Below are 22,231 nucleotides of genomic sequence, written 5' to 3'. Positions count from 1 at the left end.
TCTTGAAAGCCGACTGTCCTACCGGCCTGTGTCTTCCACGAAATTCATCATCACTTCCTCGAGTCTGGAAAAGCCGATGCCCGTGCCGTTCTCCCGGACATCTCCGTCAGCCGGGTTTGCGAAGACAGCTTGTTCGGTAAATGTCATCGCGGTTTTGCCGTCCCGGCCTTCGAACTCGACAGTGACGAGCGAGGACGAAATGGGGGCGCCGTCGGTCCGCATTGTGTAGGCATAGACGATGCGTTGGCGGGGGTGAACTTCGAGGAAGTGCGCCAGCAGAGCCTGCTCGGTGCCGTCTGGCATTCGCCAGACCATGCTCTCATGGCCATCGACGCGGAAGTCGAAGCGATCCTGGATGACCGTCCAGTCCGGATGGCAGCTGTTCCAGCGGCGCTTGAGCTGGTGGTCCGACCAGAAGCGAAAGGCGTGCGCAGGGCTGCCCGGCAACTCACGTTCGATGACGAAGCTGCGGTGGTCGACATTGGTACCCATCAGTGATCCTTCTCTTCGGGCACTTCGGCCATAGCGGCCGCCAACCTGTCGAAGGCGGCATTCATGTCGTGCTGGCGCTGCTCTATCCAGGTGTTCACGGCATTGAAGGCATCGGGCCGAATGCGATAGGTGCGCACGCGGCCAACTTTTTCGCTCACGATGATGCCCCCCTCCTCGAGCACACGAAGGTGCTTGAGCACGGCCGGCAGCTGAACGTCTGCCGGGGCCGCCAACTCCTTCACCGAGGCGGGGCCCTTGGAGAGCCGCTCGACGAAGCCACGCCGGTAAGGGTCCGCCATGGCCTGGAAATAAAGATCGACGGGTTCCGTTCTGGTCATGTCACAGGCTCCAGAAAGCGTGGCGGCATGGCGTCGCGATACGGAAAAAACTTGAAGCAAGGCTGCGCCTCGGCGAGCACGCGCTGCACCGATGGCCGCCCCAGCAGGCGCTCGAAATAGTCTCTAGACTGCGGCCTGCCTTCGCCAAGCGGATGAACGATGGACCCGAAGAATAGCGCTGGCAGCGCCGAACAATCTGCCATGGTAAAAGTCTCCCCTGTGACCCAGCTGCGTCCATCGAGCTGCCTCTCGATCATGTCATAGGCCGTCTCCAATGTCGCATGTGCTTCCGCAACGCCGTAGGGGTCGGTGGCGCCTTCGGGACGAATGCGGTCACCCACGATCTTCTGCATGGGCACACTGACATAGAGATCGAAAAAGCGATCCCAAAGGCGCACATCGAGCTGCTCCTCGGGCTCGCGCGGGATCAACTGGACCGGACCGGGATAGTGCTGCTGCAGATACTCTATCATGATGCTGGTTTCGGCGACCACTCTATTGCGGGCGCTGTCATGCAGAACCGGAACCTTGCCCACCGGCCAGCGCTCGATATGAGCGGCAGCGGACCTGGGATTCGAAAAGTCGACGAAACTGGGTTCAAACGCCGTGCCGTTCTCATAGAGGCCGATAAGGACCTTATGACAGAAAGAAGCGAGGGGGTGGAGGTAGAGTGTGAGAGCCATTGCTGCGCCTATTAGTTTCCAATTGTGGAAACTAATAGATCACTGCTTCAGGCGAGTCAATAACAGTTTCCGATTCAGGAAACTTATCTGGTCGACTTTTGCATAGCCGCAATGCGACGACTGCTTTTCTCGATTCGTGCTAAAGCCTGCCAGCCGCTTTCCACCCCGTTCCTGCCAGGCAAGTGTCGACCCCCTTGCGGCCGATCGCGGGCTTGGTAGCTGCATCAAAAGCGGACATAGAGCAACAAATTGAGCGTGTTGCAGGTTAGGGAATTCGCGGCAGGTGGCGGAATCTATTGGTAGCTAGTCAGCCAGCCAGCGAAACGCCCGGCGCAGGAACGCTTGCCCGTCATTGGAGATCAGCGGGCCGTGGGCTATAACCACCTTGTCCGTGGGCCACGTCAGAATACGCTGGAGAGATTCGCGCGCGGCGCGTCGGTCGGTGAATGCGACCCGAAACTTTCGAGGCACCGAAGGTTCGGACGCCACCATCAGGTCTAGCCGGGCAACGAGCGCCCGCCAGCCCCTGAACCATCCGCGCGGAAACTGCTGAATCAGATCGGTGAAGATCGCGGTTCCGCTCTCACGGTGAAAGAAGACAACCTCCGTTGTGATCCGATTGCCCCACATGATCGCCAGGTCGATCTCTCCCGCCCATGCTGCGATAGGACCATCGCTAATATCGCCATCAAATCTGATGTCCTTGCGCTTCTCCCGCAGGCCGGGCGGCGCATAGATCTTGGCGTCAGGATATGCCCGCTGCCATTCGCCAAGAAATGCGTGGTGGAGGGAGTTGGGAGGGATTAGATAGCGCACCGCGCCCAACGTCTCCACCTCGCTGCGCAAATCGTCCGTAAGGGCCGTTGGCGACCAAACAACTACATCGCCATTGGTCAACCTGATGACGGCCATGCGCGTGGGATAGTGAAATCCGGCCGCCGCGGTGACCGTTGGCCCCTCCGCAATCCAGATATTCGGTCCAAACTCTTTCAACACGACGGTCACTCCATTAATGTTTACATGTGTGTAAATTTATACCATCGTGTAAATATGGCAATCCCAAAGCGAACTGAACGATCCCGAGTCCTCATCCTCAATGCTGCCGACGCGGCGTTTCGGGAGATGGGGTTTGCTGCTACCTCCGTTGAGGAAATCGCGAACCGGGCGGGGCTGACCCGCAAGACGGTCTACAACCTGTTCGCCTCGAAATACGAAATCGCCTCGCAGCTCATAGCCCGCGTGGAAGCCAATGACGCGCCCTACCGCGACCGAATGAAGGCCGGAGAAGACGTATTTCCTTTGCTTGAAGGCGTCTTTCTCGACAGCGCGTGTTGGTGTCTGGCGAATCCCTCGCTTGCAAAGCTGGCCCTCGCCCCGGCCGAAAGACCATCCCTTGAGCCACCTTCCGACCGACCGTCATTCCAGCGACTTGTCAGGGACATTCTGGTGCTCGGCCAGAGGCAGGGTGTCATTCGCAAGGATGATGACCCCAATTTCATGGCGCTGATTCTACTTGGAGTTTACGGGCAGGCGATGCTTTCGATCCTCGCCGGACGGCACTTCACAGAGGACGAAATCAGACGCCTTATCCGTATCGTTGTTGAAGGCATTGGCGAGCGTTCATCGCGGTAAGCCGCGTTGTCGCGCATCTGCCAAGATCGGCCGCCCGTCGGGCCCAGTTCTTTGACTGCGAACCCCGTCGCCAAAATCAGTCCTATCTCCTAATTTGCTACGGCATCGAAAGGCCGCATGATAATGTTGCCAGCCCAAAGTTGCCGGTCCGGAAACCACCCCACAGCGGACGCGCAGACCAAAGCTCCTCACCCCAGGAACAGCCCCTCCAGAAACCGCGCCGCGTCCTCGAACCGCCCTTCCCCGCCCCGGTCCGGCCCTAGCACGGCGCGCACCTGCACGTCGAAATCGGCATAGTGCTGGGTGGTGGCCCAGATGGCGAAGATGAGGTGGTGAGGGTCGCCCTTCTTCAGCCGGCCCTGCCGCATCCATTCCTTGATGATCTTCGCCTTCTCGTCGACGAGATCCTTCAGCTCTCCTTCGAGCAGCGGCATGATGCGGGGGGCGCCCTGCAGGATCTCGTTGGCGAAGAGCCGGCTTTCGCGCGGGAAGTCGCGCGCCATTTCCATCTTACGTCTTATATAAGATCTTATTTCCCGGACCGGGTCGCCGTCCGCATCCATCTCGCGCAGCGGCGCCAGCCACGCCTCCATGAGCCGGTCGATCAGCGTGACGAACATCGCCTCCTTGCCCCTGAAATAATAGAGCAGGTTCGGCTTCGACATGCCGGCGGCCTCCGCGATCTGGTCGATGGTCGAGCCGCGGAAGCCGTGCTGCGAGAACACCTCGAGCGCCGCTTCGAGGATCAGTTCGCGTTTCTCGCGCTGAATGCGCGTGCGCCGCGGCCTCGCGATTTCATCCATCTCGTCGTCCGCCCTCGGGCACTCTTCTTCCCACGTCCCCCCGCCCTCCAGACTGGCCCAGCGTATCTGACGGACTGGTGCGCGCGGGCGCAAGCGCAAATCCCTACAATGCCCTTGACCACCCCAATCGCGATGTTAACGTTTGTCCAAACGGTCAAAAATTGAGTATCATATTCGGGGCGGAGTACCAAGCTTGACCGGGACAACAAAGGAAAGAAGGAGGCTTGGTGATGCTCGAGCGAGCCAATAAGAGGCCGAACGATCTCAGTGCATTCTGGATGCCTTTCACGGCGAACCGGCAGTTCAAGCAGGCGCCGCGCATGCTCGTCTCGGCGAAGGACATGCAATACACGACCGACGACGGCCGCAAGCTGCTCGACGGCACCGCCGGGCTGTGGTGCGTGAATGCCGGCCACTGCCGGCCGCAGATCACCGAGGCCATCCGCCATCAGGCCGGCGAGCTCGACTATGCGCCGGCCTTCCAGATGGGCCATCCCCTCGCTTTCGAATTCGCAAGCCGTCTGGTCGATGTCGCGCCTGCGGGCATGGACCACGTCTTCTTCACCAATTCGGGCTCTGAATCGGTGGAGACGGCGCTGAAGATCGCGCTCGCCTATCACCGCGCGAAGGGCGACGGCGCCCGCACGCGCCTCATCGGCCGCGAGCGGGGCTATCACGGTGTGAATTTCGGCGGCATTTCCGTGGGCGGCATCGTCAACAACAGAAAAATGTTCGGCACGCTGCTTGCGGGCGTCGACCATCTGCCGCACACGCATATGCTCGACAGGAACGCCTTCTCCCGCGGCGAGCCGGAGCACGGGGTGGAGCTTGCCAACGAGTTGGAGCGGATCGTCGCCCTCCACGACGCCTCCACCATCGCCGCCGTGATCGTCGAGCCGGTGGCGGGCTCGGCGGGCGTGCTGATCCCGCCGAAGGGGTATCTCAAGCGGCTGCGCGAGATCTGCGACAAGCACGGCATCCTGTTGATCTTCGACGAGGTGATCACCGGATTCGGCCGCCTGGGCACGCCGTTTGCCGCTGACTATTTCGGCGTGGTGCCGGATATCATGACGACGGCCAAGGGCGTCACCAACGGCGTGATCCCCATGGGCGCGGTGTTCGTGAAGAAGGATATCCACGACGCCTTCATGAACGGCCCCGAGCACATGATCGAGTTCTTCCACGGCTACACCTATTCGGGCAACCCGATCGCCTGTGCGGCCGGCATCGCCACGCTGGAGACCTACAGGGAGGAAGGTCTCCTCACGCGCGGCGAGGAGATCGGGCAACATTGGGAAGACGCGCTGCACTCGCTCAAGGATGCGCCGCACGTGATCGACATCCGCAATATCGGTCTCGTCGGCGCAATCGAGCTGGAGCCTATCCCCGGCCAGCCCACCAAGCGCGCCTTCTCCGCCTTCCTGAACGCGTTCGAGAAGGGCCTGCTCATGCGCACCACGGGCGACATCATCGCGCTCTCGCCGCCGCTCATCATCACCAAGGGGCAGATCGACGAGATTGTCGACCACCTGCGGGATGTGCTGAACACGATCGATTGACACATCAAGGAAGGCCGGCCCCTCGGGGCCGGCCTTTTTCGCACCGAGCCATAAGAAGACCACAAGGGGAACAGATGGCAGCACCCGGCGAAAACCTGAGAATCAATGCGGACCGATTGTGGGAGTCCATTCACGAGATGGCGGAGATCGGGCCCGGCGTGGCGGGCGGCAACAACCGCCAGACGCTGACGGACGAGGACGGCGAAGGCCGTCATCTCTTCAAGAAATGGTGCGAGGAGGCGGGCATGACCGTCTCGGTCGACGCCATGGGCACCATGTTCGCGCTGCGTCCGGGAACCGATCCCGACGCCCTGCCCGTCTATGTCGGCTCCCATCTCGACACCCAACCGACGGGCGGCCGCTATGACGGCGTGCTGGGCGTGCTCGGTGGGCTGGAGGTCGTGCGCACGCTGAACGATCTCGGCATCAGGACGAAGCACCCGATCGTCGTCACCAACTGGACCAACGAGGAGGGCACGCGCTTCGCGCCGGCCATGCTCGCCTCCGGCGTCTTCGCCGGGGTGCACGAGCTGGAATGGGCCTACGACCGGACGGACCGGGAAGGAAAGCGCTTCGGCGACGAGCTGGCGCGCATCGGCTGGAAAGGCGAGGAGCCGGTCGGCGAGCGCAAGATGAAGGCCTTCTTCGAACTGCATATCGAGCAGGGCCCGATCCTCGAGGACGAGGGCGTCGATATCGGCGTCGTCACCCACGGCCAGGGGCTGAAATGGCTGCAGGTGACCATTCACGGCAAGGAGAGCCATACCGGCTCCACGCCCATGCCAAAGCGGCGCAATGCCGGCCTCGGCATGGCCCGCGTGATCGAGCTCGTGCACGAGGTGGCGATGGACTACCAGCCCCATGCGGTGGGCGCCGTCGGCCACATGGAAGTCTACCCGAATTCGCGCAACATCATCCCCGGCAGGACGGTCTTCACCATCGACATCCGCTCGCCGGACAAGAAGGTGCTGGATGCGATGGACGCGCGGATCCGCGAGGGCATTCAGACCATCTGCGAGGCGATGGACGTCGATTGCGAGGTGGAGCAGGTCGGCCATTTCGACCCGGTCACCTTCGACGAGACCTGCGTGAAGGCGATCCGCGACGCGGCCGAGCGGCTGGGCTACACGCACCGCAACATCGTTTCCGGCGCGGGGCACGACGCCTGCTGGATCAACCGCGTCGCACCCACGGCGATGGTCATGTGTCCTTGCGTCGACGGCCTCTCGCACAACGAGGCGGAGGAGATCACCAGGGAATGGGCGCAGGCGGGCGCCGACGTGCTGTTCCATGCCGTGGTGGAGACGGCGGAAATCGTGGAATAGGCTGCGGCGCAGCCGACAACGAGTGGACGAGGAGAACCGATCCCGGCATAAAGCCTTGATCTTCAGACGCACAAGAACAACAAATTCGGGGAACGTGCGTGCACCCAACGCAGAACATCGTCGAGGCCCGCAACCTGAGCCTCATCTTCGAGACCGGCGACGGGCCGGTCCAGGCCCTGTCCAATGTGGATCTCACCGTCGGCCGCGGCGAGTTCGTCTCCTTCATCGGCCCGTCCGGCTGCGGCAAGACGACCTTCCTGCGCGTCATCGCGGATCTGGAGCAGCCGACGGCGGGCGAAATTCGCGTCGGCGGGCTTTCGCCGCAGGAAGCACGCAAGGCGCGCACCTATGGCTATGTGTTCCAGGCCGCGGGGCTCTTTCCCTGGCGCACCATCGAGAAGAACGTCGCCCTGCCGCTGGAGATCATGGGCTACTCCGCCGGCGAGCAGAAGGAGCGCGTGGCGCGGACGCTCGACCTCGTCAACCTCGCCGGCTTCGAGCGCAAGTTCCCCTGGCAGCTTTCGGGCGGCATGCAGCAGCGCGCCTCGATCGCCCGCGCGCTTTCCTTCGACGCCGACCTTCTCCTGATGGACGAGCCCTTCGGCGCGCTGGACGAAATCGTGCGCGATCATTTGAACGAGCAGTTGCTGGAGCTATGGGCGCGCACGAACAAGACGATCTGCTTCGTCACGCACTCGATTCCCGAGGCGGTCTATCTCTCGACACGCATCGTGGTCATGTCGCCCCGCCCGGGTCGCGTGACGGATGTGATCGAATCCACTTTGCCGAAGGAGCGCCCGCTCGACATCCGCGACACGCCGGAATTCCTGGAGATCGCCCATCGCGTCCGCGAGGGCCTGAGGGCGGGGCATGGAGATGATTGATCGTGGCGCCACATACGCTCTGCCCTGCCGGGCATCTCCCCCTCAAGGGGGGAGATCAGTCGCTTCGATGTCAGCGCCTCTGCTGGGTTTCCGAATAAGGCGAGGCCTTGATGAAGGCGTAATCGCCCCCCTTGAGAGGGAGATGCCCGGCAGCCCAGAGGGGGGTGCAGCAACCCCTCTACCGTCCTGTCGGAGGCATGGATGACCGCCTCCGCGCGCATAGCCGCGCCGGGCTCCGCCTCCGCCGCGACCGGTGCGGCGCTGCGCAAGCTCACGCAGGGCAACACCCTGCCTGTGCTGATCGTCGTGGCTGCCATCGTGGCGGTCTGGTACGGCTTCACGGTCTATCTGAACGCGCCCTGGCAGATCGACGCCTATGAGCGCGCCGGCACGCAGTGGACGGCGGCGGATCTGGTGCGCGACACCATGGCCCAGGACCGGCCGGTGCTGCCCGCGCCGCATCAGGTGGTGGCCGAACTCTGGAAGACGGTGGTGGAGGTCCGCCCGACCTCCAACCGCAGCCTTTTGAAACACGCCTGGATCACACTCTCCTCGACATTGCTCGGCTTCGCGATCGGCACCACGCTCGGCGTGCTCCTGGCCATAGGCATCGTGCATAACCGCGCCATGGACAAATCCGTGATGCCGTGGGTGATCGCCAGCCAGACGATCCCCATTCTCGCCGTGGCGCCGATGATCATCGTCGTGCTCAACGCGATCGGCCTTTCCGGCCTCCTGCCCAAGGCGCTGATCTCCACATACCTTTCCTTTTTTCCGGTGGTCGTCGGCATGGTGAAGGGCTTCCGCAGCCCCGAAGCGATCCAGCTCGACCTGATGCGCACCTACAATGCGAGCGGCCCGCAGACCTTCTGGAAGCTGCGCTGGCCGTCCGCCCTGCCCTTCCTCTTCACTTCCATGAAGGTGGCCGTCGCCATCAGCCTCGTGGGGGCCATCGTGGGCGAGTTGCCCACGGGCGCGGTCGCGGGTCTCGGTGCACGGCTGCTCGCCGGCTCCTATTACGGCCAGACCGTGCAGATCTGGTCCGCGCTCTTCATGGCTGCCGCCCTTGCCGCTATTCTCGTCGCCGCCATCGGCATCGCTCAGCGGCTGGTCATGGCCCGCATGGGGGCGCGTCCATGAACGTCGCGGTCACGGGCGCGCTGGTTTTCTGGGCGGGCGCCTGGGCGCTCAATGAATGGCTGTCGCGGCTCAGCCCGCGCACGAAGCTCGGCCGCCGGGCTGTGGGCCTTCTGGTGCCCGCCATTTTCGGCGTGACCCTGCTCGCCGTCTGGGAGGGCCTGGTGCGCGGACTCGATGTGCCCACGGTGCTGCTCCCGCCGCCCTCCATGATCTGGGCACGCATTGTCGGATCCCTTCCCACGCTCTGGGCCGATTTCCGCCAGACATTCCTGAAGGCGGTGCTCATCGGCTACGCGCTCGGCTGCGGCTCGGGGTTCGTGGCGGCGATCCTCATCGACCGCTCGCCCTTCCTGAAACGCGGGCTCTTGCCGCTCGGCAATTTCGTCTCGGCGCTGCCGATCGTGGGCATCGCGCCCATCATGGTCATGTGGTTCGGCTTCGACTGGCCCTCGAAGGCCGCCGTCGTGGTGGTGATGACCTTCTTCCCCATGCTGGTGAACACGGTCGAGGGGCTCAATGCTTCGAGCGCGATCGACCGGGACCTGATGCGCACCTATGCCGCCTCCTATTGGCAGACGCTCTTCAAGCTGCGCCTGCCCGCGGCTGCGCCCTTCATCTTCAACGCGCTGAAAATCAACTCCACCCTGGCGCTGATCGGCGCTATCGTGGCGGAGTTCTTCGGCACACCCATCGTCGGCATGGGCTTTCGCATTTCCACCGAGGTCGGACGCATGAACATCGACATGGTGTGGGCGGAAATCGCGGTCGCGGCACTCGCGGGTTCGCTCTTCTACGGTGTCGTGGCCCTGATCGAACGGGCCGTCACCTTCTGGCACCCGTCCGTCCGCGGTGGATGAACACGAGCAACAAGAAACCAACCTCAGAGGGAACGAAAATGAAAAGACTGATGACGACCATGCTAGCGGGCGCGCTGTCGCTTACGGCTTTCTCCGCACTGGCGGCCGACGACGTTGCCCTGCAGCTCAAATGGGTGACGCAGGCCCAGTTCGCTGGCTACTACGTGGCCAAGGACCAGGGCTTCTACGAGGAAGAGGACCTGAACGTCGAGATCAAGCCCGGCGGACCGGACATCGCGCCCGTGCAGGTGCTGGCCGGCGGCGGCGCAGACGTGATGGTGGACTGGATGCCCTCCGCGCTCGCCGCCCGCGAAAAGGGCGTGCCGGTGGTCAACATCGCCCAGCCCTTCGCCCGCTCCGGCCTCAACATGGTCTGCCGCAAGGAAACCGGCATCGAGAAGCCGGAGGATTTCAAGGGAAAAACGCTCGGCACCTGGTTCTTCGGCAACGAGTATCCGCTCTACAGCTGGCTCGCGAAGCTCGGCATCCCCCGCGACGGTTCGCCCGAGGGCGTGACGATCCAGAAGATCGGCTTCAATGTCGATCCGCTCCTGCAGAAGCAGGCCGACTGCATCACGGCCATGACCTACAACGAATACTGGCAGATCATCGATGCCGGACTGACACCTGAGGACCTCGTGGTCTTCAACTACACGGACGAGGGCGTGGCGACGCTGGAGGACGGGCTTTATGTGCTGGAGGACAAGCTCCAGGACCCCGCCTTTGTCGACAAGATGACCCGTTTCGTGCGCGCTTCCATGAAGGGCTGGCAGTGGGCGAAGGAGAACCCGGACGAGGCGGCGATGATCGTGCTCGACAACGACGCGACCGGCGCCCAGACGGAAGAGCACCAGAAGCGCATGATGGGCGAGATCGCCAAGCTTCTTGGCGACAGCCCCAGGCTCGACGAGGCGGCCTACCAGCAGACGGTGGAATCGCTCCTGCAGGGGGGCTCCGACCCCGTGATCACCAAGGAGCCGGAGGGCGCCTACACGCACGAGATCACGGACAAGCTCTAGGCGCGGCTGTTGCGGGGGGCGGGCATCCCGCCCCCAAGTTGCCTACAGCCCTACTGCCTTTCGCAGCGCCGCATTCATGCGGCGCTGCCAACCAGGGCCTGTCGCCTTGAAGCGTTCGAGAACTTCGGCATCTACCCGCAGCGAGATCGCCTTTTTCGGGTTCTCGGATGGCGGACGGCCTCGGCGTACCAGCCTTTCGCCCTCATAGACGTCCGCCCGCTCGAAATAATCGTCCGTCAGTTCCGGAGCGTCGTCGAGGTCAACCCAGTCGTTTGAGCCAGCGTGCTTCTTCTTTGGCATGACAAAACCTCATCGAGATGATGTGCCGCGCGTCTCCGCGGGGCGTCCATACGAGCACCACCATGCGGCCGCGAAGATAGCCGGCCGAGATGTAGCGCCGCGACCGGAAAAAACCTCCACCGCATCAGCGAAGTCCAAGCCCCGCTCTTCCAAGGTTCGCACACGCTTTGCAGGATCAAAGGCTATCTTCATTATTGTATATACATAAATCTCCTGAAACGACAAGAGCGCTTCCCTAAGCCGCCAGCTTCCTCTGCTCCATCTCGCGGAAGGCGCCCGGCGTGATCCCGGTCTGGCGCTTGAAGAAGCGGTTGAAGTAGGCGGGATCCTGGAAACCCAGCGAATAGGCGATCGCCTGGATCGGTGTGGGGGTGAAGACGAGTTCGCGTCGCGCGGCCTTCAGGAGATGACGGGCGGCAAGTTCCTGCACGCTGGCGCTCGCCTCGCGCCGCGCGATGCGGTTGAGATGGGCGGGCGAGACACCGAGCTTTTCGGCATAGAAGCCGACCGGCCGGTGCTCCCGGCAGTGGGCGGCGAGTAGTGTCGAGAGCGCGTGCATACGCTGGCGGTCGCGGTTCCGGAGGGCGGCCGGGGTCTCCGCTTCCTCGGCACGAGCGCCCGCCCGCGCAAGCCGCAGCACCAGTTCCGTAACCATGGCGTCGAGCAGGACATCGCCCCCCGGCCCGGCACGGTGAAGCTCGTCATGGATGCGGGCCGCCAGGGGCGCGACCAGCGCGCCGTCGGCCCCCGTTCCGGCGAGCGCCGTGATCTGCGTCCTGGCCAGATAAGCTGCGATGGCGGGATCCACGGCGCGGATCGGCGACAGGCGGTCCGCCAGAGTCGTGATCACCAGCCCGTCGGCATTGCGTGCATAGTAGCGGAAGCCGTGCGCCGCACCCGGCGCAATGTAGATGGCAGCGGGGGCAGCAAAGGGATGCGGCTCGTCCTCCCCGAGAAGCTCACCCTCGCCGGCCTCCAGGATGAAGATCTGGAAGAGCGCCTCGTGCCGGTGCAGCGAAATCTCCCAATTGTGCAGCCGGCTGCGCAGCGGCAAGGTTTCACTATGTAGCCAGAAACCTTCCGATTCTCCTGTTTTTTCTCGATAAAGCCGGTAGTTGGGAACTTTCTTCGCGCACATGGTATCCTCACGCCATGATCGGAAAGTGCAATAATACGCCGCAAAAGTCCATTGCCGCTCGACATCGGGAGTTCCAATGTCCGCCGCAAGGATACATGCTGTCCCCGCCATGGTTTTTTGACGGGCAGATGCGGGAGGAAATATGAGCGCTGACGAAAAGTCGAAGCGGTTCAAGGAAGGCATGGCGACGCGCCGCTCCGTGCTGGGCGATGCCTGGGTGGATCGGGCCGAGGCCAACAAAACGGAGTTCGATGTCCCGTTTCAGGAGCTGATCACCGAAGCCGCCTGGGGGCATGTGTGGTCGCGCCCGGACTGGACCAAGCGCGAGCGCTCGATGGTGACCATTGCGCTGCTCGCAGCTCTTGGCCAGCATGAGGAGCTTGCCATGCATGTGCGCGCCACCGCGAACACGGGCGCCACGGCGGAAGACCTTCGCGAGGCCATGCTGCATGTGGCTGTTTATGCCGGCGTTCCCGCCGCCAACCACGCGATCAAGATCATCAAGCAGACGCTTGCCGAGATGGAATCGGGAGAGAAGACATGAAGAATACGAAGCCTGAGACGGGCGGCTTCTTCCAGCGCGACCGGACCTGGCATCCGCCGGCCTTCGCGCCGGGCTACAAGAGCACGGTGGTGCGCTCGCCGCAGCGCGCGCCCGTCTCCTTCGGCAACACGCTTTCCGAGATCACCGGCCCGGTCTTCGGCCGCAGCATGCTGGGCCCGCTCGACAACGACCTGACGCTGAACTACGCCAAATCAGGCGAGAGTGCCATCGGCCCGCGCATCATCGTCTATGGCCGGGTGCTGGACGAGAGCGCGCGGCCCGTGCCGAACGTGCTGGTGGAGTTCTGGCAAGCCAATGCCGGCGGGCGTTACCGGCACAAGAAGGATGGCTATCTCGCGCCACTCGATCCCAATTTCGGCGGCTGCGGGCGCACGATCACCGACGAGGACGGCAACTATCACTTCCGCACCGTCCAGCCGGGCGCCTACCCCTGGCCCAACGGCATCAATGATTGGCGCCCGGCCCACATCCATTTCGCCATCTTCGGGCACGGCTTCGTGCAGCGGTTGATCACGCAGATGTATTTCGAGGGCGACCCGATGATCTGGCAGTGCCCGATCGTGCGCACCATTCCCGACAAGCGCGCGATCGAGGGGCTGATCGCCGCGCTCGACATGGAATCGACCGTGCCGATGGATGCGCGGGCCTATAAGTTCGACATCGTGCTGCGCGGGCGCCGCTCGACGCTGTTCGAGAACAGACTGGAGGGGAATTGATGATGGCGCAGACGCTGACGCGGCTTAAGGAAACCGCCTCCCAGACCGCAGGCCCTTACGTCCATATCGGGCTCACGCCGAATGTCTGCGAAATCAATGGCGTGTACCCGGAGGATCTCGGCATCGCCATGGTCAACGAGAAGACCAGGGGCGAGCGGATCACGCTGAAGATGCGCATCTTCGACGGCACGGGCTCGGTGATCAGGGACGCGCTGATCGAGATCTGGCAGGCGGACGCCGACGGGCTCTACAACTCGCCGTCCGAGCCGCGCGGCAAGGCCGATCCCAACTTCACCGGCTGGGGCCGTCAGGCCGCCGACGGCGATGGTGTCTTCACCTTCGCGACGGTCAAGCCCGGCCGCGTGCCCTTCCTCGATGGAAGGCCGCAGGCGCCGCACGTCTCGCTCTGGATCGCCGCGCGCGGCATCAATCTCGGCCTGCAGACGCGCATGTATTTCGGTGACGAGCAGGAGGCGAATGCCGAGGATCCCATCCTCACGCGCCTGGAGCACCAGAACCGGGTGCCGACCTTGATTGCGCAGCGGGACGGCGACACCTACAGTTTCGATATCCATCTCCAGGGCGAGAAGGAAACCGTGTTCTTCGACGTGTGAGGCGGAATGAGCGTCAGCGCCTTCGACCACCCGATCCTTTCAGCACTCGTCGGCGACGAGGATTTCGCTACGCTCTTTTCCGTGGCCGCGGAGCTTGCGGCCATTCTCCGCTTCGAGGCGGCACTCGCCGAGGCCGAAGCCGAGGAGGACCTCATTCCGGCGGAAGCGGCGGAGGCGATTTCCGCCGCCCTCAAGCGTTTCAAGCCGGATATCGGCGCGCTGAACCAGGGTGTCGCGCAGGATGGGGTGGTCGTCCCCGCCCTTCTCCGACAGGTCCGCGAGACGCTCGCGGACGAGCACCGCGTCCATCTCCATTTCGGCGGGACCAGCCAGGATGTGATCGACACCGCACTCGCGATCCGTCTTTCCGAAGCGGCCTCTCTTCTCGCCGCACGGCTCGATACGGTGGTCGAGACCCTCGATGCGCTGGAGAAGCGCGACGGCGGCATCGAGGTGATGGCGCATACGCGCATGCAGGCGGCGATCCCCATCACTGCCGCGCGCAAGATCGCCTCCTGGCGCGAGCCGCTGATGCGGCACCGCGCGCGGCTTGAAACGGTGCGCAAGTCGGTGGCCACCCTTACCTTCGGCGGTGCTGCGGGTACGCTTGAGAAACTCGGCGGCAAAGGCGCGGCCGTCGCCGCGCGGCTCGCCAGGAAGCTGGGCCTCAACGTCGTCGCCCATGCCCGCCATTCCGAGCGCGACGGCATCGCCGACCTCGCGGCCTTCCTGTCACTTGTCACGGGAAGCCTGGGCAAGATGGGTCAGGATGTCGCCCTGATGGCGCAGAGCGAGATGGGCGAAGTGAAGCTCTCTACAGGCGGCGGATCCTCCGCCATGCCGCACAAGCATAACCCGGTGAAGGCGGAGACCCTCGTCACGCTCGCCCGCTTCAACGCGACGCTGCTTTCGGGCATGCACCACGCGCTGGTGCATGAAAACGAGCGCTCTGGTGCCGCCTGGACGCTCGAATGGATGCTCCTGCCGCAGATGGTGGTGGCGACGGGAGCCGCGCTCAGGACGGCGAACGATCTCGCGGGCGGGATTTCCTTCGTCGGGCGGAGGAAGTCATAACGCCCCTATCCCAGACGCTCAGCAATCCATAATTTGATAAGAGCTTGGCGGCTGACGCCCAGCTTCTTCGCCTGCTGGTCAAGTCCTTCCACGACCCAGGCTGGAAAGTCGACGTTCACCCTTCTGGTTTCCAGATTGGGCCGTCGAGAAGCGCCCCAATCAACCAGATCGGAGACATCCTCTCCTGCGTCGAAGGCCTCATCGAACTCTGCGGCTTTAACTTTCATATCACGTCCTCGTAGTGGCGGACTTCCTGTTCCCGAGAGCAGCGAACCGACATAAGCCTTATCCGGCCGTTTCTGCGCGTGAAGACCGCTGTCCAATGCTTCCCGCCCAACGTGCCGATCGCGAGATACCGCGGCTCATCGACCGTTCGCGCCGAGACTTCGAGCAGCCACTCGTCCAGCCAAAGGGCCTGTGCCTCCTCGAAATCAATGCCGTGTTTGGCGCGGTTTCGAGCGCTCTTCTCCGGATCATATTCGAACTCCATGCTATAAATATACCAAATGGGTATGAATTCATCACCGGCAACACCTCTGCCGTGGCTATAATGCCATCACCAGCAGAAACGCGCCGACCAGCGCCACGTTGCTGACCACGCCGTTGATGCGGTTGCCGCGCTCGATCCCCTGATGATCCCAGAAATTGTTGAAAAGATAGGTGGCGAGGACGAGGAAAAGGATGAGCCCCGCCGCCGCGGCGACGGTCCAAACCCCGGTGATGACCAGCAAGCCGCAGACGATCTGAACGGCAATCCCGGCAAGAAGCGCCACGCGCGGCAGCGGTACGCCGCGGCCGGCCAGGATGGAGGTCAGCACGGGGAGGTTTGTGAGGTTGCGGAGCCCCGCGAAGGCGAAGGCGCCGCCGAGAAGGATGCGGGCAAGGATCACGACCCAGGGAAGGCTGTCGCCAGGCATGGAGTTTCCTTTCGGACCGCCTGCGCAGCTGCGCCCGGCGTCAAGGTGGGTAGCGGAGCGCCGCCCAGGCGGCGCTCCGACGCGGGATCACTCGGCAGCGGCCCGGCTCTCCGTCTTCACCGGATGGATGCTGCGGAAGGGCACGCAGAGGCGGTTCCACACATTGATCATGCCGATGGCGACGGAGAGCTTCACCAGCTCGTCCTCGGAGAAATGCTTGCGCGCCTCCTCGAATTCCTCGTCCTCGACCATGGCGGTTTGCGAAAGCCGCGTCAGCTTCTCCGTCCAGGCGAAGGCGGCACGCTCGCGCTCGGAATAGAGCGGCGATTCCCGCCAGGCCGCCACGAGAAGCACGCGCTGTTCGCTGTCGCCGTCCTCGCGCGCCTCGCGGCTGTGCATGTCCACGCAATAGGAGCAGCCGTTGATCTGCGACGCCCTGAGCTTGACGAGGTGCAGGAGGCTCTTTTCAAGGCCGCACGTGTCCACGGCCTGATTCAGCGTCCGAACGGCTTTGATGATCTCAGGGGAAGCCTGGAAGAAATTGAGGCGCGGTTGCATGCGTTTTCCTTTCACGTCTGCTTTTCGGAGGAGGATTCGTCGTGCGGCCGCTGGTGGCGGGCCACAAAGGCGCAGTTGAAGGCGATTGCGCGGGGATCGGCCTCGGCCTTGTAGCCGGCGACGATCTCGGAAAGCTTCGTTTCGGCGAGCACGGCGCGCCAGGCGCGCTCGGCCTTGAGCATGGCGACCTTGATGCCGCATGGCTTCACATAGGCCGCAGGTTCCAGCGCGCCCGGACCGCGCTGCCGGATCTCGGCGCAGCGGAAGGCGGGCTGCTGCCCTTCCACGGCCAGCACGATGTCGAGCAGGCTGATCTTCTGCGGCGCGCGGGCGAGGCGATAGCCGCCATGCGGGCCGGGGACGGATTCGAACACCTTCGCCGCCGCGAGAGCCTGCAGATGCTTGAGCAGGTAGCTCTGCGAAAGGCCGTGCAGCTCGGCAAGCGCACTCGCCGGCAATGTGCGCCCTTCTTCAAGGCTCGCCAGCACCGCCGCACAGTGAATTGCCGCCTCGACCCCTTCGCTCAACTTCATCTCAAGCTCCTATCCTGGATATTTTATATCATCGATAATTCTTATCTACAATCAAGAGGCCGTCCAATCGCCCCAGCTCACGCAACGCTGCTGACAACTCCTGTCGATTTGAGATGAAGGAAGGCGCGCTGCTATTCGAGCTTCTTCAGAAGGCGCACGAAAGTCTCGGCTTCCGCGGCGCTGAGGCGGGAGCCCACCGTCTCCTCGATCGCCGGTCCGTAGATCTTCCACATCTGCGCGCGCAGCGCGCGGCCCTCCCCCGTGATCCTCAGCACCTGGCCGCGGCGGTCTTCCGGGCACGCGCAGCGCTCGATCAGGCCCGCGGCGGCCAGCCGGTCGGCGAGCCGCGAGAGATTGTACTGCTCGAACAGCAGCGCCTTTTCGAGCTCGAAGGGACGCAGCCCCTCCTCGCCGGCCCTTTCCAGTTCCCAGAGCGCGTCGTACCAGGCCAGCGGCGGTAGCTCCGCCGCTTTCAACCGCGCCTCCACCCGGCCCACCGCGAGCCGCTGCGCGCGCATGAGGCCGGTCCAGGCGGCAGTGATGGTTTCGTTCGGCTTGGCGGACATGGATCACCAACAGTTGATTAGATGCAATTGCATGCAGATTGACACGGCATGCGACCCATCCAATATAGATGCAACTGCATCAAAGATCCATGCAGGCGATTTCAGGAGAAACTCACATGCCCGAGAAACTCACCCTCGTATCCTTCGATCTCTGCCCTTACGTTCAGCGCGCCGCGATCGTGCTCAACGAGAAGGGAGTGCCCTTCGAACGCGTCGACATCGATCTCGAGAACAAGCCCGACTGGTTCCTGAAGATTTCGCCGCGCGGCAAGGTGCCGGTGCTGCAGGTGGGCGATGACGTGCTCTTCGAAAGCACGGCAATCGTCGAATACCTGGACGAGACGCATGAGCCGAGGCTGCACCCCGACAATCCGATCCAGCGCGCGCGCCATCGCGCGTGGATGGAGTTCGGCTCGGCCGCCCTGAGCGACATATGGACGATCGAGACGACAGGCGACCAGGCCGCGTTCGATAAAGCGGTCGCCGCGCTCAAGGAGAAGTTCGCCCGGCTGGAAGCCGAGCTGGGTGACGGCCCGTATTTCGCCGGCCAGAAGTTCACGGTCGTCGATGCGGTCTTCGCGCCCGTCTTCCGCTATTTCGAAACCTTCGACACGATCACCGAACTCGGTATCTTCGATGGTTTGACGAAGGTGCAGGCCTGGCGCAGGGCGCTGGCGGAGCGCCCGTCGGTCAGGAATGCCGTCGCTCCGGATTTCAGCGACCGCCTGCGCAGGTTCCTGGCCAAGAAGGGCGGTCTGCTGGCGCGGAAACAGGCCGTCACGACCTGACCTCTTGCCGGAGGTGACGGCGGTCCGCCCCTACTCCGCCGCCACCTTCGCCATCGGGTTGTTGGGGTGCGTGGTCCAGTTGGCGTAGTCGGCAGGGACCACCCTGCCCGTCCGCCGGTCCATCTCGCCCGCGGCCAGCGGCACCATGGTGATGCAGTCCTCCACCGGGCAGACATTGACGCAGAGATTGCAGCCGACGCACTCCTCCTCGATCACCTCGAAATGGCGGATGCCGTCGACCATGGCCGTGATCGCCTGGTGCGAGGTGTCCTCGCAGGCGATATGGCAGCGCCCGCATTTGATGCACAGGTCCTGGTCGATACGGGCCTTGGTGATGTAGTTGAGATTGAGATACTGCCAGTCGGTGACGTTCGGAACGGCGCGGCCGACGACGTCGTCCAGCGCGGCATGCCCCTTTTCGTCCATCCAGTTCTTCAGGCCTTCGATCATCTCCTCGACGATCTTGAACCCGTAGGTCATGGCAGCCGTGCACACCTGCACGTTGCCCGCACCGAGCGCCAGGAACTCCGCCGCGTCGCGCCAGGTGGTGATGCCGCCGATGCCGGAGATGGGCAGCCCCCGCGTCTCTGCGTCCCGGGCGATCTCGGCCACCATGTTGAGTGCGATGGGCTTCACCGCCGGCCCGCAATAGCCGCCGTGGCTGCCTTTGCCGTCGATGGTGGGTTCCGGGGCAAAAGTGTCGAGGTCGACAGCCGTGATGGAGTTGATCGTGTTGATCAGCGACACCGCGTCAGTACCGCCGGCATGCGCCGCGCGCGCAGGCTTGCGGATGTCGGTAATGTTGGGCGTGAGCTTGGTGATGACGGGCATGCGCGTGTTCTGCTTGCACCAGCGCACCACCATCTCGACATATTCCGGCACCTGGCCCACGGCCGAGCCCATGCCGCGCTCGCTCATGCCGTGCGGGCAGCCGAAATTGAGTTCTATGCCGTCGGCTTCGGTCTCTTCCACCAGCGGCAGGATGGCCTTCCAGGCCTCCTCCTCGCAGGGCACCATGAGCGAGACCACCAGCGCCCGGTCCGGCCAGTTGCGTTTCACCTGCTTGATCTCGGTGAGGTTCAGGTAGAGGTCGCGGTCGGTGATGAGCTCGATATTGTTGAGGCCGAGCAGTCGGCGGTCCGCGCCCCAGATGGCCCCGTAGCGCGGGCCGTTCACATTGACGACGGGCAGCCCCTCCTCGCCCAGCGTCTTCCAGACAACGCCGCCCCAGCCCGCCCTATAGGCGCGCTCGACGTTATAGGCCTTGTCGGTGGGCGGCGCGGAGGCGAGCCAGAACGGGTTCGGCGATCTGATGCCGACGAAATTCGAACGGATGTCTGCCATGGGGTTTCTCCTCCTCAGCCCAGCAGCGCGCCGTGAATACTCTCCGCCGCGTCACGCCCCTGCGCCACGGCCGAGACGGTGAGGTCGTCGCCGCCCGCGATGCAGTCGCCGCCGGCCCAGACTTTCGGCATGGAGGTGCGGCCTTCCGCATCCACGAGAACGCGGCCATTCTCCAGAGCGATCGCCTCGCCGCTGCCATTGAGCACGGCCGGCTCGAAGGTCTGGCCGATGGCCTTGAAGATCTGATCGGCCCTCAGCGTCAGCGTCTCGCCCGTGCCGACAAGTCGCCCGTCCACCATCGCAGTGTACTCCATCTCGATGCCGGCGGCGCGGTTCTCTTCCAAGACAACGCGCTTCGGCTGCAGCCAATGGCGGATGGTGACGCCCTTGGCCGCGGCGAGTTCCTGCTCCCATTCGGAGGCGTTCATGTGCTCCTTGCCCCGGCGGTAGCAGATCGTCACTTCCTCGGCGCCGAGCAGGCGCGCCTGCACGGCCACGTCGATGGCCGTCATGCCGCCGCCGATGACGACGACACGCCGGCCGACCGGGAGCTGCGCCAGATCCTGCGCCTGACGAAGGGTGGCGATGTAGTCGACGGCATTCTCGACGCCTTCCGCTTCCTCGCCCCCGGCGCGCAACGCATTCACGCCGGCAAGCCCCATGGCGAGGAACACGGCGTCGTGGCTTTGCGTCAAGCCCGCCGGCGTGAAGTCGCGGCCGAGCGCCTTGTCGTGCTCGATCGTGATGCCGCCGATGGAAAGAAGGTAGTCCACCTCCGCCTGCGCGAAACCGCCCGGCGTCTTGTAGGCGGCGATGCCGTATTCGTTGAGCCCGCCGGGCTTCGGCCGGGCCTCGTAGATGGTCACGTCATGGCCGTGCATGGCGAGCCGGTGCGCGCAGGCGAGACCCGCCGGCCCCGCGCCGACCACCGCCGCTTTTTTGCCGGTGGGTGCGGCCCGCGTGTAGAACTGGCGGCCAGCGGCCATGGCCGTATCGGTGGCGTAACGCTGCAGCCTGCCGATCTGCACCGGCTTGCCTTCCGCATGCTCACGCACGCAGGCCTCCTCGCACAGCGTCTCGGTGGGGCAGACACGGGCGCACATGCCGCCCAGGATGTTCTGGTCGAAAATGGTCTTGGCCGAGCCGAGCGGGTTTCCCGTCGCGATCTGGCGGATGAACAGCGGAATATCGATGGAGGTGGGACAGGCCTGCATGCAGGGCGCGTCGTAGCAGAAGTAGCAACGGTCCGCCTCGACATGGGCTTCATGCTCGTCGAGCGCGGGATGCAGGTCCGCGAAATTCCGCGCATAGACGTCCGGCGAGAGGCGGCCGGCGACGATCCCGTCCTCATAGTGGCGCTGAGCCATACCGTTCCCCTTTTTTCTTTTATGAGGGAACGGTACCGCAGTTTGTTTTTTTGATCAATCGGTCAAATTCTGGCCGCCGGCATGCTCGCCGAAGGCTCATCAAGAAGTGAGCGGGCTCCCCACGATTGAGTGTATGGCTGCGCTCCGCCGATCGTCCTATGGTGGCAACATTGGTCCCGTATGGTCTTCGCAGGGCTCAAGCCACGGCGACAGGCCGAAACGTGAGGAGAAACGACCATGCCTGCCAAATCCTTCTTCTGGTACGAACTGATGACCACCGACATGAAGGCCGCCGCGGCGTTCTACGCCGACGTGGTCGGCTGGCAGGCCACCCCCTGGGGCGAGCCGAGCAGCCCGCCCTACACCATCATGAATGCCGGGGAGCGCGGCGTCGCCGGCATCATGCACATCCCGGACGAGGTGCGCCGCTCCGGCGGCCAGCCGATGTGGCTCGGCTATATCTACGCGGAGGATACCGACAAGGCGACCAACGGCGTCGAGCAGGCGGGCGGCACGGTGCACCGCCCGCCCTCCGACATCCCTGGTGTCGGGCGCTTTTCGGTGGTTTCCGACCCGCAGGGTGTGATGTTCATGCTGCTCAGCCCCATCGGGCCGGACCAGCCGCCCGTACCCGCCGGTACACCCGGCCATATCGGCTGGCACGAGCTCTACACGAGCGATTGGCAGAAGGCATTCGAGTTCTATTCCGGCCAGTTCGGCTGGACCAAGGAGGACGCGATGGATATGGGCCCGATGGGCACGTACCAGCTCTTCGCGGCAGGCGACGATCTGATCGGCGGCATGATGAACAGGCCGGCCCAGATCCCCTTCCCCTTCTGGCAGTTCTATTTCAATGTGCCGGCGGTCGAGGCCGCCGCCCAGCGCGTGAAAACCGGCGGCGGACAGATCCTGATGGACCCCATGGAAGTGCCGGGCGGCAGCTGGATCGTGCAATGCATGGACCCCCAGGGCGCGGCTTTCGCGCTGGCGGCACCGGAGCTATGAAGCCGGCAGCGCCT

General features: G+C 63.9%; 28 protein-coding genes. 13 read left to right on the top strand and 15 right to left on the bottom strand.

The genetic code is table 11. The features are described from left to right. Nucleotides 1-18: 18 nt before the first annotated feature. The 4 genes from PVE73_RS10475 to PVE73_RS10460 form a co-directional block, all read right to left on the bottom strand. The gene (locus tag PVE73_RS10475) at nucleotides 19-492 is read right to left on the bottom strand and encodes an SRPBCC domain-containing protein (RefSeq protein ID WP_277366880.1); all 474 of its coding nucleotides are present in this window, start codon (nucleotides 490-492) and stop codon (nucleotides 19-21) included. Further along, entirely contained in the window at nucleotides 492-830 is a 339-nt protein-coding gene (locus tag PVE73_RS10470; RefSeq protein ID WP_277366879.1) for a metalloregulator ArsR/SmtB family transcription factor, read from the bottom strand. Before PVE73_RS10470 ends, PVE73_RS10475 begins: the two co-directional genes overlap by 1 nt. Further along, nucleotides 827-1,513 carry a glutathione S-transferase family protein gene (locus PVE73_RS10465; RefSeq protein ID WP_277366878.1) on the bottom strand — a complete coding sequence of 229 codons (687 nt, stop codon included), beginning with the start codon at nucleotides 1,511-1,513 and terminating at the stop codon, nucleotides 827-829. The genes PVE73_RS10470 and PVE73_RS10465 overlap by 4 nt, the downstream gene beginning before the upstream one ends. Before the next feature lie 303 nt (nucleotides 1,514-1,816). Beyond that, a complete protein-coding gene (locus PVE73_RS10460) occupies nucleotides 1,817-2,509 on the bottom strand; it encodes a DUF4336 domain-containing protein (RefSeq protein WP_277366877.1) in 693 nt (230 codons plus the stop codon). Between the two features lie 126 nt (nucleotides 2,510-2,635). Here PVE73_RS10460 and PVE73_RS10455 point away from each other — a divergent pair, with 126 nt between their 5' ends. Continuing rightward, entirely contained in the window at nucleotides 2,636-3,145 is a 510-nt protein-coding gene (locus PVE73_RS10455; protein ID WP_277366876.1) for a TetR/AcrR family transcriptional regulator, read from the top strand. A 188-nt stretch (nucleotides 3,146-3,333) separates the two neighbouring features. On the opposite strand, the gene PVE73_RS10450 is transcribed toward PVE73_RS10455, so the two are convergent. Continuing rightward, nucleotides 3,334-3,948, bottom strand: a complete 615-nt coding sequence (locus tag PVE73_RS10450) for a TetR family transcriptional regulator C-terminal domain-containing protein (protein ID WP_277366875.1) — start codon at nucleotides 3,946-3,948, stop codon at nucleotides 3,334-3,336. 230 nt (nucleotides 3,949-4,178) lie between these two features. On the opposite strand from PVE73_RS10450, the gene PVE73_RS10445 reads away from it, so the two are divergent. The 6 genes from PVE73_RS10445 (at nucleotide 4,179) to PVE73_RS10420 (ending at nucleotide 10,732) form a co-directional block, all read left to right on the top strand. Beyond that, complete coding sequence (locus PVE73_RS10445) at nucleotides 4,179-5,507, top strand: aspartate aminotransferase family protein (RefSeq protein ID WP_277366874.1); 1,329 nt, start codon at nucleotides 4,179-4,181, stop codon at nucleotides 5,505-5,507. A 74-nt stretch (nucleotides 5,508-5,581) separates the two neighbouring features. Continuing rightward, complete coding sequence (locus PVE73_RS10440) at nucleotides 5,582-6,832, top strand: Zn-dependent hydrolase (RefSeq protein ID WP_277366873.1); 1,251 nt, start codon at nucleotides 5,582-5,584, stop codon at nucleotides 6,830-6,832. A gap of 98 nt (nucleotides 6,833-6,930) precedes the next feature. Further along, nucleotides 6,931-7,716: an ABC transporter ATP-binding protein gene (locus tag PVE73_RS10435; protein ID WP_277366872.1), complete on the top strand. Its 786-nt coding sequence runs from the start codon at nucleotides 6,931-6,933 to the stop codon at nucleotides 7,714-7,716. Between the two features lie 201 nt (nucleotides 7,717-7,917). Then, the gene (locus PVE73_RS10430; RefSeq protein WP_277366871.1) at nucleotides 7,918-8,856 is read left to right on the top strand and encodes an ABC transporter permease; all 939 of its coding nucleotides are present in this window, start codon (nucleotides 7,918-7,920) and stop codon (nucleotides 8,854-8,856) included. After that, the gene (locus PVE73_RS10425; protein WP_277366870.1) at nucleotides 8,853-9,713 is read left to right on the top strand and encodes an ABC transporter permease; all 861 of its coding nucleotides are present in this window, start codon (nucleotides 8,853-8,855) and stop codon (nucleotides 9,711-9,713) included. The genes PVE73_RS10430 and PVE73_RS10425 overlap by 4 nt, the downstream gene beginning before the upstream one ends. Before the next feature lie 38 nt (nucleotides 9,714-9,751). Continuing rightward, complete coding sequence (locus tag PVE73_RS10420; RefSeq protein ID WP_277366869.1) at nucleotides 9,752-10,732, top strand: ABC transporter substrate-binding protein; 981 nt, start codon at nucleotides 9,752-9,754, stop codon at nucleotides 10,730-10,732. A 42-nt stretch (nucleotides 10,733-10,774) separates the two neighbouring features. Here PVE73_RS10420 and PVE73_RS10415 read toward each other — a convergent pair whose 3' ends face one another. Together PVE73_RS10415 and PVE73_RS10405 are read right to left on the bottom strand one after the other, a co-directional pair. Beyond that, nucleotides 10,775-11,032, bottom strand: a complete 258-nt coding sequence (locus PVE73_RS10415) for a BrnA antitoxin family protein (protein WP_277366868.1) — start codon at nucleotides 11,030-11,032, stop codon at nucleotides 10,775-10,777. Nucleotides 11,033-11,267: 235 nt separating this feature from the next. Further along, on the bottom strand, nucleotides 11,268-12,086 hold the full coding sequence (locus PVE73_RS10405) for a helix-turn-helix domain-containing protein (protein ID WP_277366867.1): 819 nt from the start codon (nucleotides 12,084-12,086) through the stop codon (nucleotides 11,268-11,270). A gap of 226 nt (nucleotides 12,087-12,312) precedes the next feature. Here PVE73_RS10405 and pcaC point away from each other — a divergent pair, with 226 nt between their 5' ends. The 4 genes from pcaC to PVE73_RS10385 are packed head-to-tail and all read left to right on the top strand — an operon-like array spanning nucleotide 12,313 to nucleotide 15,139. After that, nucleotides 12,313-12,714, top strand: coding sequence for a 4-carboxymuconolactone decarboxylase (pcaC, locus tag PVE73_RS10400; RefSeq protein ID WP_277366866.1), 402 nt, complete (start codon nucleotides 12,313-12,315; stop codon nucleotides 12,712-12,714). Further along, nucleotides 12,711-13,451, top strand: a complete 741-nt coding sequence (gene pcaH, locus PVE73_RS10395) for a protocatechuate 3,4-dioxygenase subunit beta (protein ID WP_277366865.1) — start codon at nucleotides 12,711-12,713, stop codon at nucleotides 13,449-13,451. The genes pcaC and pcaH overlap by 4 nt, the downstream gene beginning before the upstream one ends. 2 nt (nucleotides 13,452-13,453) lie before the next feature. Beyond that, entirely contained in the window at nucleotides 13,454-14,065 is a 612-nt protein-coding gene (gene pcaG / locus PVE73_RS10390; protein WP_277367411.1) for a protocatechuate 3,4-dioxygenase subunit alpha, read from the top strand. A 6-nt stretch (nucleotides 14,066-14,071) separates the two neighbouring features. Beyond that, on the top strand, nucleotides 14,072-15,139 hold the full coding sequence (locus tag PVE73_RS10385) for a 3-carboxy-cis,cis-muconate cycloisomerase (protein ID WP_277366864.1): 1,068 nt from the start codon (nucleotides 14,072-14,074) through the stop codon (nucleotides 15,137-15,139). A gap of 5 nt (nucleotides 15,140-15,144) precedes the next feature. On the opposite strand, the gene PVE73_RS10380 is transcribed toward PVE73_RS10385, so the two are convergent. The 6 genes from PVE73_RS10380 to PVE73_RS10355 form a co-directional block, all read right to left on the bottom strand. Next, entirely contained in the window at nucleotides 15,145-15,366 is a 222-nt protein-coding gene (locus PVE73_RS10380; RefSeq protein ID WP_277366863.1) for a CopG family antitoxin, read from the bottom strand. Continuing rightward, the gene (locus tag PVE73_RS10375; protein WP_277366862.1) at nucleotides 15,363-15,629 is read right to left on the bottom strand and encodes a BrnT family toxin; all 267 of its coding nucleotides are present in this window, start codon (nucleotides 15,627-15,629) and stop codon (nucleotides 15,363-15,365) included. Before PVE73_RS10375 ends, PVE73_RS10380 begins: the two co-directional genes overlap by 4 nt. Nucleotides 15,630-15,684: 55 nt before the next feature. Then, nucleotides 15,685-16,056 (bottom strand): DoxX family protein, encoded by a 372-nt coding sequence (locus PVE73_RS10370; RefSeq protein ID WP_277366861.1) that lies wholly within the window; start codon nucleotides 16,054-16,056, stop codon nucleotides 15,685-15,687. 87 nt (nucleotides 16,057-16,143) lie between these two features. Beyond that, nucleotides 16,144-16,614 (bottom strand): carboxymuconolactone decarboxylase family protein, encoded by a 471-nt coding sequence (locus PVE73_RS10365; protein WP_277366860.1) that lies wholly within the window; start codon nucleotides 16,612-16,614, stop codon nucleotides 16,144-16,146. Between the two features lie 11 nt (nucleotides 16,615-16,625). Beyond that, entirely contained in the window at nucleotides 16,626-17,147 is a 522-nt protein-coding gene (locus PVE73_RS10360) for an Rrf2 family transcriptional regulator (RefSeq protein ID WP_277366859.1), read from the bottom strand. A 131-nt stretch (nucleotides 17,148-17,278) separates the two neighbouring features. After that, on the bottom strand, nucleotides 17,279-17,713 hold the full coding sequence (locus PVE73_RS10355) for a MarR family transcriptional regulator (protein WP_277366858.1): 435 nt from the start codon (nucleotides 17,711-17,713) through the stop codon (nucleotides 17,279-17,281). Between the two features lie 116 nt (nucleotides 17,714-17,829). On the opposite strand from PVE73_RS10355, the gene PVE73_RS10350 reads away from it, so the two are divergent. Next, nucleotides 17,830-18,501: a glutathione S-transferase family protein gene (locus PVE73_RS10350; protein ID WP_277366857.1), complete on the top strand. Its 672-nt coding sequence runs from the start codon at nucleotides 17,830-17,832 to the stop codon at nucleotides 18,499-18,501. Between the two features lie 30 nt (nucleotides 18,502-18,531). Here PVE73_RS10350 and preA read toward each other — a convergent pair whose 3' ends face one another. Both preA and PVE73_RS10340 read right to left on the bottom strand, forming a co-directional pair. After that, on the bottom strand, nucleotides 18,532-19,845 hold the full coding sequence (gene preA, locus PVE73_RS10345; RefSeq protein ID WP_277366856.1) for an NAD-dependent dihydropyrimidine dehydrogenase subunit PreA: 1,314 nt from the start codon (nucleotides 19,843-19,845) through the stop codon (nucleotides 18,532-18,534). A gap of 14 nt (nucleotides 19,846-19,859) precedes the next feature. Beyond that, nucleotides 19,860-21,212, bottom strand: a complete 1,353-nt coding sequence (locus PVE73_RS10340) for an NAD(P)-dependent oxidoreductase (protein WP_277366855.1) — start codon at nucleotides 21,210-21,212, stop codon at nucleotides 19,860-19,862. Nucleotides 21,213-21,449: 237 nt separating this feature from the next. Here PVE73_RS10340 and PVE73_RS10335 point away from each other — a divergent pair, with 237 nt between their 5' ends. Then, nucleotides 21,450-22,217 carry a VOC family protein gene (locus tag PVE73_RS10335; RefSeq protein ID WP_277366854.1) on the top strand — a complete coding sequence of 256 codons (768 nt, stop codon included), beginning with the start codon at nucleotides 21,450-21,452 and terminating at the stop codon, nucleotides 22,215-22,217. Nucleotides 22,218-22,231 lie beyond the last annotated feature (14 nt).

The organism is Chelativorans sp. AA-79 (assembly GCF_029457495.1).
Classification (GTDB): Bacteria; Pseudomonadota; Alphaproteobacteria; order Rhizobiales; family Rhizobiaceae; genus Chelativorans.
This window is presented reverse-complemented; position numbering and strand designations above follow the sequence as displayed.